This is a genomic window from Cupriavidus sp. AU9028 (genome assembly GCF_019795295.1).
In the GTDB taxonomy this organism is placed as follows: Bacteria; Pseudomonadota; Gammaproteobacteria; order Burkholderiales; family Burkholderiaceae; genus Cupriavidus.
Window position 1 is genome coordinate 153,547 of the sequence record NZ_JAIMCG010000011.1, and the last position, 11,828, is coordinate 165,374.

Below are 11,828 nucleotides of genomic sequence, written 5' to 3' on the forward strand. Positions count from 1 at the left end.
CCGGTGCAGGCGGGAGGCGCCACACCGGATCTTCTTGGCCGGACTGCCGGAACAGGACGGAAGCGCGGGATCGAGACCCGCTCACGCCTGGCATGGCGTCGAGAGCCAGCCGAACGAATCGGCGCCACCCGGCGCTGCCTTGAACCTGCGATGTCACCCCAGCACGAGGGGCGCTGGTGCATCGCGGTTCCCGGGATTGTATGGCATACCCGGCGAAAGCTGCAACCGGCTTGTGCTGGCGACGTTCGTGACGGATGCGACTCACCAGGCCAGGCAGAAGCCTTGCGCGGCGATGGTGTGCGGCAGCCACGCCGCGCGCACCAGGCCTGCCACGCCGAAGGCGACAATCAGCAGGCCGACGCCGATGCGCACCGGCGGACGGCGCGACCAGGCGCGCAGATGCCCGGCCAGCCCCGACATCACCAACAGGTTGGGCAGCGTGCCCAGGCCGAAAGCGAGCATCACCAGGGCGCCCGACGCGGCATTGCCGGCGAGCAGCGCAAGCGACAGGGCGCCGTAGACCATGCCGCACGGCACCATGCCCCACAGCAGGCCGCTCGCGTAGCGGCGCGCCAGCGCGCCGCGGCTGGCGCAGGCTGCCGGCAAGGCGCCGGCAGCGGCAGGCATCTGCCGGGATGCCGCCAGCCGGCGCAGCGGCACGGCGGTCAAGCGGGCGGCCACCGGTCCGGCCAGGCGCTCCAGCGCCGTGGCCAGCAGCGGTCGGCCGCCGAGCAAGGCCAGCCCGGACAGGGCCAGCATGGCGCTGCCCGTGGCGAACAGCAGCCGCTGCACCGGCAGGTAGTTCGCCTGCCACGCGCCGGCGCCGAGCCCGCCGAGCACCGCGCCAGCCATCGCATAGGCGCTGAGGCGGCCTGCGTGAAGCATCAGGGTCTGCACCAGCCACTGGCGCGGGTTGCCCCAGCGGACGGTGGCGATCGTCGCCGTGGGCGCGCTGGGCCGCCGCTGCGACGGTGTCATCGTCATGGCAATGCCGCCGCACATGGCCGCACAGTGGGCCCCGCCCAACAGTGCCAACAGGAATACGGATATAAGTACCGCCTCAGTCACTCGTTACTCCCCGGCACCGGAAGTGCACGGTAGAATCGCTTCGCGGCCCGCTGGGCCCAACCAGACCCTGGACACCCAATTGCAGACCTCGAACGCCACCATTCCCATCACCGACCGCGCGCCAAAGTGCTCGACCTGCTCGATCGGCCAGCTTTGCCTGCCGGTCGGCATGTCGGCGCAGGACGTCGAGAAGATGGACGCGCTGGTCCAGGACCGCGTGCGCGTGCGCAAGGGTGACACGCTGTTCCGCCTGGGCGATCCGCTGGTGGCGCTGTATGCGATCCGCTTTGGCACGCTCAAGACGCACGTGACGATGGAAGACGGCCGCTCGCAGGTGACCGGCTTCTATCTGCCTGGCGAAGTGGTGGGCTTCGACGGACTGCAGCAGATGAAACACACCTCGGACGCAACCGCGCTGGAGGACACCGAAGTCTGCGTGGTCCGCTACGACGAGATGCAGCGCATCTCGGCCTCGCTGCCTTCGCTGCAGCACCAGTTCATGCGCCTGATGAGCAAGGAGATCACCCAGGATCAGGTGATGCTGATCACGCTGGGATCGATGCGGGCGGAGGAAAGGCTGGCCGGCTTCCTGGTCAACCTGTCGGAGCGCCTGGCCGCGCGCGGCTACTCGCCCAGCGAGTTCGTGCTGCGCATGAGCCGGGAGGAGATCGGCAGCTACCTGGGCCTGAAGCTGGAGACCGTCAGCCGGCTGTTCTCGCGCTTCGCCGAAGCCGGACTGATCCAGGTGCGCCAGCGCCACGTCAAGCTGATCGACATGGCCGGCATCCGGCAGGTGTTCGGCCGCGGCTGCTGAACGCCGGCAGGCGGCGGCCCGGCGCCGGCCGCCCTCAGGGCATGTCATCGTCGCTCTCGTCGACCTGATCGCGGCGGGCGCGCGGCAGCATCAGCAACGTCAGCGCGCTGGACACCGCGCACAGCGCCCACGCCAGCAGGAATCCCACCGTATAGACGCCGAGCCGCGACGCCTGCAGCGGCCGCCCGAACACGTCCAGTTCGCCCGGGTCGATCAGGGTGAAGATCACCGTCACGGCGATGGCCGCGGCCAGGAAGGCCGGCCACAGGACCCGCATCAGCGCGCGCTGCTTCACGGCTGACGATCCCGGTCAGTCCGCGGTTGCACGGCTTTGCCGTGCCCGCTCGCGTGCGGCGCGGCCGCGGCAGCCTGCTCGACCACCAGCCCATGCCGGCTGACACCGGCCAGCGGCTGGTCGGCATGGGTGGACGCCAGCCAGATCGTTACCCCGCACGCCACCATCGCGGCGGCCGGCCCGCTCATCAGGAGCCAGGGCCACGGCTCGCGCCACCAGGGTCGCTGTTGCTGTTCCATCGTCGCTCCTTCGCTTGTCCTCGATTCGGTCAACACGGCCTCGCCCCGCCCGTCCTACAGTCCCGCCGGAACGATAAAGGTGGACGACTGCCTGACCACCACGTCGTTGCCGGGCCGCACCGCTGCGGCGCTGCCGCCTTCGCGCAAGACGCGCGCATGGATGGCGAACTCCACCGGATGCGTGCCCTGCCCTGCCTTCTCGATCGGCACGCGCACGCGCAGCGGCAGCAGGCGGTTCGACAGCGGGGCCAGCGCCACCGCCGACATGTCGCCATCGACCTGCACGCCCGCCAGCGTGCCGCTGCCGGCCTCGATTGCCAGCCGCATCGGCTGCTCGGTGGTATTGCTGACCTGCAGCCGGTACACGTTCTCGATCCATTGCCCGTCGACTTCGCGCCCCAGGCTTTGCCGATCGCGCAGCACGTCCACCTTGAGCGGGCTGCGCATGGCAAGCGCGGTCAGCAGGCCGGCGCACAGCACCATCCACAACGACGCGTACAGCACCACGCGTGGCCGCAGCAGCCGGCGTCGAGCGGCCGCCGGGGACAGCTTCGACACCATCGCGCGCTCCGACGTATAACGGATCAGGCCGCGCGGGTAGCGCATCTTGTCCATCACCTGGTCGCAGGCATCGATGCAGGCGCCGCAACCGATGCACTCGTATTGCAGGCCATCGCGGATGTCGATGCCGGTCGGGCAGACCTGCACGCAGATGCTGCAGTCCACGCAGTCGCCGATGCCCAGCGCCTGGCGGTCGGCGCTGCGCGCCCTGCCCCGGCGCGGCTCGCCGCGGCCGGTGTCGTAGGTCACCACGTAGGTGTCCTTGTCCACCATCACGCTCTGGAAGCGCGCATACGGACACATGTACTTGCACACCTGCTCGCGCAGGAAGCCCGCGTTGCCCCAGGTGGCGATGGCGTAGAACAGCATCCAGAAGCCTTCCCACGGGCCGGTGGTCAGCGTCATCACGGAGCCGCCGAGGTCGCGGATCGGCGAGAAGTAGCCGACGAAGGTGAAGCCGGTCCACAGTGCGATCGCCACCCACAGCAGATGCTTGGTTGCCTTCAGCCGGATCTTGCGCGGGCTCCAGGGGGCGCCGTCCAGGCGGATGCGGGCGATGCGGTCGCCCTCCACCTTGCGCTCGATCCACATGAAGATCTCGGTGTAGACCGTTTGCGGGCACGCGTAGCCGCAGAACAGCCTGCCGGCGACCGCGGTGAACAGAAACAACGCCAGCGCGCTGATCACCAGCAGCACGGCTAGGTAGATCACGTCCTGCGGCCACAGCACCAGCCCGAACAGGTAGAACTTGCGCGCCGCCAGATCGAACAGCACCGCCTGCCGGCCGTTCCATTGCAGCCACGGCATGCCGTAGAAGACCAGCTGCGTCAGCACTACCATGATGACGCGCCAGCGCGCGAAGAGGCCGCTGACCGCGCGCGGATGGATCTTCCGGCGGACCTCGTACAGCGAGGTCTCGATCAGGTCGGGACCGGGGGCGTTCATCGCATCGACTCCTGTTCTCTCGGGTGGCTCGCTCAGCGCTGCGCCACTGGCGTGCCGGCCGACAGCCCGTACACGTACGCGGCCAGCATGCGGATGCGCTCGGGCGTGAGGATTTCCTCGTGCGCGGGCATGCGGCTGTCGTGGCCCTTCAGGATTGCCTTGACGATCTGGGCCTCGCTGCTGCCGTGCAGCCACACGCGGTCGGACAGGTTCGGGGCGCCCAGCGCCTGGTTGCCCTGTCCCTTGCCGCCGTGACAGGCCACGCAGGTGGTCTTGAAGACCGGCTCGCCGCGCGCCACGCGGATCGGGTCGGCCGACAGGCCGGACAGCGAGCGCACGTACTGCGCGACTTCGCCGGCTGCCTTGGCGTCGATCGCCGCGGCGAAGGACGGCATCACGCCGTGCCGCCCCTTGGCGATGCTGGTCTCGATGGTGGCCGGGTCGCCGCCATAGAGCCAGTCGCCATCGGTCAGGTCGGGGAAGCCGCGGCTGCCGCGGGCGTCCGAGCCGTGGCATTGCGCGCAGTTGTTCAGGAACAGCCGCTGGCCGATCTCGCGTGCGCCGGGATCGGCGGCGACCGCCTTGATGTCCATCGCCAGGTAGCGCGCATAGACCTCGTGCTGGCTGGCCTGCGCCGCCTCACGCCGCGCCGCGAGCTCGCCCTGCGAGGAGAAGCCCAGCACGCCCTGGTAGCCGCCCAGGCCGGGATACAGCACGAGATAGGCCAGCGCGAACACGCAGCTGCCGAGGAACATCCACATCCACCAGCGCGGCAGCGGGTTGTTCAGCTCGCGCAGATCGCCATCCCAGACGTGGCCGGTGTCGGTCTGCGCATCGACCTGCCTGGGGCCGCCCGCGTCGGGGCCGCGCATGCGCGTCTGCGACAGCAGCAGCCACACGCACCAGACAATGCCGGCCAGCGCGATCGCGGCGATGTAGTAACTCCAGAAGTCCGATACGAAGTCGCTCATGACTCAGTCCTGCAGGGTTGGGTGGCGCGGCCGGGCTTCCTGCGCTTCGTCAGGCAGTGCGAACGGCAGCAGCGCGGATTCGCGGTTCGCGTTCTTGCGGCCGGACGACCACGCCCAGCAGCAGATCGCAAGAAAGGCGGCGAGGCAGATCGCCGTGGAAAGGCCGGCAAGCAGGTTCATTGCGCCGCTCCTGGGACGGTAGCGGCAGCGACGGGCGCCTGTGCCGCCGCGGCGGCCGCCTGCATGCCGCGACGGTTGATGCCCAGCCCCTGCAGATAGGCGACCAGCGCGTCTTCCTCGGTCTTGCCCTTGAGCGCGGCGCTCGCCTGCGTGATGTCCTCGTCGGTATAGGGCACGCCGAGCTGGCGCAGCGTCTGCATCCGCTTGTGGATGTCGTCGCTCTGCACTTCGTTGCGGGCCAGCCAGGGGTAGGACGGCATCACCGACTCGGGCACCACGTCGCGCGGATTGCGCAGGTGGATGCGATGCCAGTCATCGGAGTAGCGGCCGCCGACGCGGGCCAGATCCGGACCGGTTCGCTTCGAGCCCCACAGGAACGGATGGTCGTAGACCGATTCGCCGGCGGTGGAGTACGGCCCGTAGCGCTCGACTTCGGCCTGCAGCGTGCGCACCTGCTGCGAGTGGCAGCCGACGCAGCCCTCCCGGATGTAGATGTCGCGCCCCATCAGCCGCAGCGGCGAATAGGGTGCGATGCCGGGGTCGGCTTTGGTGGTGGAATGCTGGAAGAACAGCGGCACGATCTGCACGAGACCGGCGATGCTGACCACGACGATGGTGCAGACGATCAGCCAGCCGATGTTCTTTTCCAGCGTCTCGTGCGAGAAGAAGCGATGTTGCTTGGACATGGTGTCTGGTCCCGGTCGATCAGTGGGCCGCGGTGGCGGTGGCAGCCACGGCGGGTGCGGTCGCTTCGGCAGGGTGTGCCGCGGCTTGCGCAGCGGGATGCGGCGTCGCGGTCCCGGTCGGGATCGGCGCATCCACGCCGCGGCGGCCGGCAACGGTCAGCCAGACGTTCCACGCCATCACCAGCATGCCCGAGAGGAAGCACAGGCCGCCGAGCAGACGAATCAGATAGAACGGCAGCTTGGCCTTGACCGCTTCGGAGAACGCGTAGGTCAGCGTGCCGTCCGCTTCGGTGGCGCGCCACATCAGCCCTTCCATCACGCCGGCGATCCACATCGAGGCGATATAGAGCACCACGCCGATGGTGGCGATCCAGAAGTGCCATTCGATCAGGCGCGTGCTGGCCATCTCGCGCACGCCGTACAGCCGCGGAATCAGGTAGTACAGCGAACCGATCGAGATCATCGCGACCCAGCCCAGCGCACCGGAGTGCACGTGTCCGATGGTCCAGTCGGTGTAGTGCGACAGCGCGTTGACGGTCTTGATCGACATCATCGAGCCCTCGAAGGTCGCCATGCCGTAGAACGACAGCGCCACCACCAGGAACTTGAGGATGGGGTCGGTGCGCAGCTTGTGCCAGGCGCCCGACAGGGTCATGATGCCGTTCAGCATGCCGCCCCAGGACGGCGCCAGCAGGATCAGCGAGAACACCATGCCCAGCGACTGCGCCCAGTCGGGCAGCGCGGTGTATTGCAGGTGGTGCGGGCCCGCCCACATGTAGGTGAAGTTCAGCGCCCAGAAGTGGACGATCGACAAGCGGTACGAATAGATCGGGCGCCCGGCCTGCTTCGGCACGAAGTAGTACATCATGCCGAGGAAGCTGGTGGTCAGGAAGAAGCCGACCGCGTTATGGCCGTACCACCACTGCACCATGGCGTCCTGCACGCCGGCATAGGCCGAGTAGGACTTCCACATCGACACCGGCAGCTCGATGTTGTTGAAGATGTGCAGGATCGCGATGGTCAGGATGTACGCGCCGAAGAACCAGTTGGCGACGTAGATATGCCGGGTCTTGCGCTTGACGATGGTGCCGAAGAACACGACCGCGTAGGCGACCCAGACCGCGGTGATCAGCAGGTCGATCGGCCACTCCAGCTCGGCGTATTCCTTCGAGGTCGTGATGCCCATCGGCAGCGTGATCGCGGCGGCGACGATGACGATCTGCCAGCCCCAGAAAGTGAAGGCCGCCAGCGGCCCGGCGAACAGGCGCGTCTGGCAGGTCCGCTGCACTACGTAGTACGAGGTCGCGAACAGCGCGCAGCCGCCGAAGGCGAAGATCACCGCATTGGTATGCAGGGGCCGCAGGCGACCGAACGACAGCCATGGCGTGTCGAAATTCAGCCCCGGCCAGATCAGCTGCGCGGCGAGCAGCACGCCCACCGCCATGCCGACGATGCCCCAGACCACCGTCATGATGGTGAACTGGCGCACGATGCCGTAGTTGAAGACGGCTGCCTGCGTATCGACACCAGAGGCCTTGCCGCGCTTGCCGAGCGCGGGCGAGTCGTCCGCGCCTTCCTTGCTCGCGCCCCCTGGCGCGCCCGCGATGGCGCCGGCCGGACGGCTCTCGCCTACCCTGGCATTGACGCCGGTGAAACCGCCAGCCGCTCCCGCGGCCGCATTGGCAGTGACATCCATTCAGACCCCCGTATTCGCAAATCCATCATTCGATGAAGCAACTGTAGGGGGGGCACCGACAAGCGGTGTTGATCTGTATCAAGCGGTGCCGCGGGCGTGGCGCGATACAACACCGGGGTCGCGACAATGCGCGGCGGCGCAGGCACGCCGCATCGACATGCGGTGCGGCACCCGGCAACACCGCATCAATCGCGGCCGCTGTCGGTGCGATCGTTGTCGAGCAGGATCGACTGCGCGGGACGGTCGAGGTCGTCGTACTGGCCGGTCTGCACGGCCCACCACAGCGCCAGCGCGATCAGGCCCGTGAGCGCGAGGCCCACCGGCACCAGCAGATAGAGCGTCTCCATGGCGTTCCGTCAGCTCCTGTCCGTGAGGGCGACGGCGCCGCGGTCGCGCAACAGCCGCGCGGCGTTCGCAACCACCAGCAGCGAGGACAGCGACATGCCAATGCCCGCCATCCACGCGGTCAGGTGCCCGCTTGCCGCCAGCGGAATCGCCAGCAGGTTGTAGCCGAAAGCCCAGGCCAGGTTCTGCCGCACCACGCGCCGGGTGCGCCTTGCCATGCCGATCGCGTCCGCGATGCGGGCGAGGCCGTCATGGGTCAACACCGCATCGGCGCCGGCCTGGGCCAGCGGCGCCCCGCTGCCCAGCGCAACCGAGACCTGCGCCTGCGCCAGCACCGGTGCGTCGTTGATGCCGTCGCCCACCGCCAGCACGACCGCCCCGCTCTGCTGCAGTCGCTCCACCCAGGCGCGCTTGCCCTCCGGCGATACCCTGCCCTGCGCCGACGCGATGCCGAAGTGATCGGCCCACCAGCGCACCGTGGCCTCCTCGTCGCCGGAGACGAGATGGATGCGCACGCCGAGCCGGCGCAACGCCGCGAGCAATGCCGCGCTTTGGGCCCGCTCGGTGTCCGCGAGCACGAAGGCGGCCAGCGGCCCATCGGCGTCGCCCAGCCATACGGCGGTGGCGCCATCATGCAGGCTCCGGCGCAACGCCGCCTCGTCCGGAAGCTCGCCCCGCGTGGCGAGCGACGCGACGAACGCCGGGGTGCCGAGCCGCACCGCGCGGCCATCGACCTGCGCCTGCACGCCCTGCCCCGGGGTTTCGCGTATCTCGCCGATGCGGCCTGCCAGCGCGGCAGCCGATGCGCCGGCGGCGCGGCACAGCGCCTGTGCGATCGGGTGGCGCGCGCCCCCTTCCAGCGCCGCGGCGAGCGCCAGGCATCGGTCGTCCGGCAGCGCGCCGAATGAAACCACACCGGCCACGATGAAGCGGCCTTCGGTCAGCGTGCCGGTCTTGTCCAGTACCACGTCGGTCACCCGGCAGAGCGTCTCCAGGGTATGGCCGCGCGTCACCAGCAGGCCGCCACGCGCCAGCGCTGCACCGGCGGCGGCCAGCGCTGCCGGCGTGGCCAGCGACAGCGCGCACGGACAGCTGACCACCAGCACGGCCACCGCCGCCATCAGCGCGCGCTGCGGGTCGACCCACCACCACCCCAGCGCGGTGCCGAGCGACAGCACCAGCAAGGCCAGCACGAAGGCTGCCGCCACCCGGTCGGCCAGCGCGGCCAGGCGCGGCTTGTCGGCCAGCGCACGGTCCAGCACCGCGACAATTTCGGCAATGCGGGTGCCGGCGCCGACCTGGCGCACCTCGATCTCCAGTTGGCTGGCGGTGTTGTAGCAACCGGCCAGCACCGTGTCGCCGGGCCCGCGCGGCACTGGACGGCTCTCGCCGGTCAGCATCGCCTCGTCCAGCTCGCTTTGTCCCGCGATCACCACGCCGTCGGCCGGCACGACCTCGCCGGCCGCCACGCGGATGAGCTGCCCCGGTTGCAGCCGCGCCACCGGCACGCGCTCGACGCGTCCCTGGGCGCCGAGCAGATCGCAGGTGGCGGGCAACTGCCGCGCCAGCATTTCGGCGCCGCTGCGCGCGGCCTGGCGCACGCGCAACTCCAGGTAGCGCGCGAGCAGCAGCAGCGCGACAAACATCGTCACCGAGTCGTAGTAGACCTCCCCAGTGCCGCGCAGCGTTGCCACCAGGCTTGCACCGAACGCGGCGGCAAGGCCGATCGACACCGGCAGGTCCATGCCGGCATGGCGCGCCTTCACGCCGCGCCAGGCACTGGCAAAGATCGGCGCCGCGCTGTACAGCACCACCGGCAGCGTCAGCAGCAGGCTCGCCCAGCGCAGCAATTGCAGATGCCCCGCGTCGATCGAGCCCTCGTGGGTATAGACCGGCCAGGCGTACATCATCACCTGCATCATGCCGAGCATGGCGACCGCCATGCGCATCAGCAGCGAGCGGCGCTCGGCACGGTCGCGTTGATCGGCACGGGAGGATTCGAACGGCCAGGCTTCATAGCCGATGTCGGCGAGCGCGGCCAGCAGGCCGGCCACCGGCTGCGCGTCCAGGCGCCAGCGCACCACGACCCGCCGCGTCGCCACATTGGCAATGGCCGACTCCACGCCGCTCAGCCGGCTCAGGGTCTGTTCGATCAGCCATGCGCAGGCAGCGCAGCGGATATTGTCGACCGACAGCGTGATATCGGCGCGTCCGTCCGCAAGCGCGCGCACGAAGCGCGTGCGCAGTTCAGCCGTATCGTAGGCCGCCCACAGCGGCATCGCCGCTTCCCGGCGCTCGGCATCGATGGGCCGCGCAAAGCGGACCGGTTCGGCCCCGGCTTCACCATACAGATGCGCGAAGCCCGCCGCATCCAGACTCTGGGCGACGGTGCGGCAACCAATGCAGCAGAAGCGGCGCCGAGCGCCGCCCACCTCGGCATGCAGGGGACGTTCCACGGCAGGCTGGCCGCAGTGGAAGCAAAGCCGGTCCACGGCGGCGGACGCACCGGCAGCGAGAGGAACGCTGCCCCCGCCGGCTAGCGCTGCGCTGGCAGGCGGCGTGGACGTGGACAAGGAAGTGAACGGCATGCGGGCCCCTATGATGCCGGCCATGGTAGGCGGCGGGGCCGGGCCCGGCCTTGATCCAGGTCAAGGGCGGGCACGGGGCGGGGTCGCTACCCGCCCGGGCGCCGTCAGGACAGGCTGGCGTCGACCTCGCGCCGTGGCGCTTCCAGGTACTCGCGCGACTGCATCTCGATGATGCGGGACACCGTGCGATGGAATTCGTTGGCCATCTGGCCTTCGACATACAGTTCGTCGGCCGGCACCGCGGCCGACATCAGCAGCTTGACCTTGTGGTCGTAGAACACGTCCACCAGCCAGGTGAAGCGGCGGGCTTCCGACGACATGCGCGGCTCCATCTTCGGCACGTCGGACAGGATCACCGTGTGGAAGCGCTCGGCCAGCTCCAGGTAGTCGTTCTGCGAGCGCGGACCGCCGCACAGCGTGGCGAAGTCGAACCACACCACGCCGTCGGCGCGGCGCAGCGCGCGCAGCTCCCGGTTCTCGATATGCAGCAGCGGCGATTCGTCGGCCACGCCCGCCAGCGAGGTGAAGGCCTCGCGCAGCGCGGCGCTCGCGGCGGCGTCCAGCGGGGTGTAATAGGCCTGCACCTGCTCCAGGGTGCGCTTGCGATAGTCGATGCCGGCATCGACGTTGAGCACATCCAGCTTCTTTTCCAGCAGCGCGATGGCGGGCAGGATACGGTCGCGGTGCAGGCCGTCCGGATAGAGCTGGTCGGGACGGTAATTCGAGGTCATGACGAACTGCACGCCGTTGGCGAACATCTGGTCCAGCAGCCGGTGCAGGATCATCGCGTCGGCGACGTCGCTGACGTGGAATTCGTCGAAGCAGATCAGCCGGTACTTGCGGGCGATGCGTTTGGCAAGCTCGTCGAGCGGATCGGGCCGGCCGCGCAGCTCTTCCAGCTGGCGGTGAACCTCGCGCATGAATTCATGGAAATGCAGCCGCGTCTTGCGCACCACCGGCACGCACAGATAGAAGCTGTCCATCAGGAACGACTTGCCGCGCCCCACGCCACCCCAAAGATAGACGCCGCGCGGCACCTCGGGCCGGTTCAGCAGCTTCTTCAGCTTGGTGCTGCGCCGCTGCTTGTACGTCACCCACTCGTCATAGCATTGCTGCAGACGCGCCACGGCCCGCAACTGCGCCTCGTCGGCCTGATAGCCGCGCTGCTGCAATTCGTGGTGGTAGTACTCGGTGACGTTCATGTAGGTGCGAAGAGGGACGCAATGGCTCCCCTCGCCCGCTTGCGGGAGAGGGGTTGGGGGAGAGGGATTCGGGCGCCGGATCCAGCGGCAGTGACAGCGAGAAGCGCCCCTTGCCCTTGTATCTTAATGGTTGGGATTTGGACCGGCTCAGTAGCCCGACTGCCCTCTGGGACCTCAAGCCCGTGGGAGAGCGCTGGGATCTGGGTCGGACCGTTCTTTCTTGCAACCCGTACGGTTG

General features: G+C 69.0%; 12 protein-coding genes. 1 reads left to right on the forward strand and 11 read right to left on the reverse strand.

Annotated features, from left to right (window positions below):
• Nucleotides 1-261: 261 nt before the first annotated feature.
• Nucleotides 262-1,068: a sulfite exporter TauE/SafE family protein gene (locus K6V06_RS13845; RefSeq protein ID WP_222244299.1), complete on the reverse strand. Its 807-nt coding sequence runs from the start codon at nucleotides 1,066-1,068 to the stop codon at nucleotides 262-264.
• 79 nt (nucleotides 1,069-1,147) lie between these two features.
• Here K6V06_RS13845 and fnr point away from each other — a divergent pair, with 79 nt between their 5' ends.
• Nucleotides 1,148-1,882, forward strand: a complete 735-nt coding sequence (gene fnr / locus K6V06_RS13850) for a fumarate/nitrate reduction transcriptional regulator Fnr (RefSeq protein WP_255581836.1) — start codon at nucleotides 1,148-1,150, stop codon at nucleotides 1,880-1,882.
• A gap of 34 nt (nucleotides 1,883-1,916) precedes the next feature.
• Here fnr and K6V06_RS13855 read toward each other — a convergent pair whose 3' ends face one another.
• The 10 genes from K6V06_RS13855 to zapE form a co-directional block, all read right to left on the reverse strand.
• Entirely contained in the window at nucleotides 1,917-2,177 is a 261-nt protein-coding gene (locus tag K6V06_RS13855) for a hypothetical protein (protein WP_222244304.1), read from the reverse strand.
• Nucleotides 2,174-2,416, reverse strand: a complete 243-nt coding sequence (locus K6V06_RS13860; protein ID WP_222244306.1) for a hypothetical protein — start codon at nucleotides 2,414-2,416, stop codon at nucleotides 2,174-2,176. Before K6V06_RS13860 ends, K6V06_RS13855 begins: the two co-directional genes overlap by 4 nt.
• A 54-nt stretch (nucleotides 2,417-2,470) precedes the next feature.
• Nucleotides 2,471-3,922 (reverse strand): cytochrome c oxidase accessory protein CcoG, encoded by a 1,452-nt coding sequence (gene ccoG / locus K6V06_RS13865; RefSeq protein WP_222244308.1) that lies wholly within the window; start codon nucleotides 3,920-3,922, stop codon nucleotides 2,471-2,473.
• 32 nt (nucleotides 3,923-3,954) lie between these two features.
• Complete coding sequence (ccoP, locus tag K6V06_RS13870) at nucleotides 3,955-4,893, reverse strand: cytochrome-c oxidase, cbb3-type subunit III (protein ID WP_222244310.1); 939 nt, start codon at nucleotides 4,891-4,893, stop codon at nucleotides 3,955-3,957.
• A gap of 3 nt (nucleotides 4,894-4,896) precedes the next feature.
• The gene (locus tag K6V06_RS13875; RefSeq protein WP_222244312.1) at nucleotides 4,897-5,073 is read right to left on the reverse strand and encodes a CcoQ/FixQ family Cbb3-type cytochrome c oxidase assembly chaperone; all 177 of its coding nucleotides are present in this window, start codon (nucleotides 5,071-5,073) and stop codon (nucleotides 4,897-4,899) included.
• Nucleotides 5,070-5,759: a cytochrome-c oxidase, cbb3-type subunit II gene (ccoO, locus tag K6V06_RS13880; protein WP_222244314.1), complete on the reverse strand. Its 690-nt coding sequence runs from the start codon at nucleotides 5,757-5,759 to the stop codon at nucleotides 5,070-5,072. Before ccoO ends, K6V06_RS13875 begins: the two co-directional genes overlap by 4 nt.
• Before the next feature lie 19 nt (nucleotides 5,760-5,778).
• On the reverse strand, nucleotides 5,779-7,455 hold the full coding sequence (ccoN, locus tag K6V06_RS13885; protein ID WP_255581837.1) for a cytochrome-c oxidase, cbb3-type subunit I: 1,677 nt from the start codon (nucleotides 7,453-7,455) through the stop codon (nucleotides 5,779-5,781).
• 185 nt (nucleotides 7,456-7,640) lie between these two features.
• The gene (gene ccoS, locus K6V06_RS13890; RefSeq protein ID WP_222244316.1) at nucleotides 7,641-7,802 is read right to left on the reverse strand and encodes a cbb3-type cytochrome oxidase assembly protein CcoS; all 162 of its coding nucleotides are present in this window, start codon (nucleotides 7,800-7,802) and stop codon (nucleotides 7,641-7,643) included.
• Between the two features lie 9 nt (nucleotides 7,803-7,811).
• Complete coding sequence (locus K6V06_RS13895; protein ID WP_222244318.1) at nucleotides 7,812-10,388, reverse strand: heavy metal translocating P-type ATPase; 2,577 nt, start codon at nucleotides 10,386-10,388, stop codon at nucleotides 7,812-7,814.
• 104 nt (nucleotides 10,389-10,492) lie between these two features.
• The gene (zapE, locus tag K6V06_RS13900; protein ID WP_222244319.1) at nucleotides 10,493-11,590 is read right to left on the reverse strand and encodes a cell division protein ZapE; all 1,098 of its coding nucleotides are present in this window, start codon (nucleotides 11,588-11,590) and stop codon (nucleotides 10,493-10,495) included.
• Nucleotides 11,591-11,828: the final 238 nt, after the last annotated feature.

Bases quoted from the DNA above. Each gene is read 5' to 3' on its own strand.
- K6V06_RS13860 (WP_222244306.1), bottom strand. From the start codon at position 2,416: ATGGAACAGCAACAGCGACCCTGGTGGCGCGAGCCGTGGCCCTGGCTC.
- ccoG (WP_222244308.1), bottom strand. From the start codon at position 3,922: ATGAACGCCCCCGGTCCCGACCTGATCGAGACCTCGCTGTACGAGGTC.
- ccoP (WP_222244310.1), bottom strand. From the start codon at position 4,893: ATGAGCGACTTCGTATCGGACTTCTGGAGTTACTACATCGCCGCGATC.
- K6V06_RS13875 (WP_222244312.1), bottom strand. From the start codon at position 5,073: ATGAACCTGCTTGCCGGCCTTTCCACGGCGATCTGCCTCGCCGCCTTT.
- ccoO (WP_222244314.1), bottom strand. From the start codon at position 5,759: ATGTCCAAGCAACATCGCTTCTTCTCGCACGAGACGCTGGAAAAGAAC.
- ccoN (WP_255581837.1), bottom strand. From the start codon at position 7,455: ATGGATGTCACTGCCAATGCGGCCGCGGGAGCGGCTGGCGGTTTCACC.
- ccoS (WP_222244316.1), bottom strand. From the start codon at position 7,802: ATGGAGACGCTCTATCTGCTGGTGCCGGTGGGCCTCGCGCTCACGGGC.
- K6V06_RS13895 (WP_222244318.1), bottom strand. From the start codon at position 10,388: ATGCCGTTCACTTCCTTGTCCACGTCCACGCCGCCTGCCAGCGCAGCG.
- zapE (WP_222244319.1), bottom strand. From the start codon at position 11,590: ATGAACGTCACCGAGTACTACCACCACGAATTGCAGCAGCGCGGCTAT.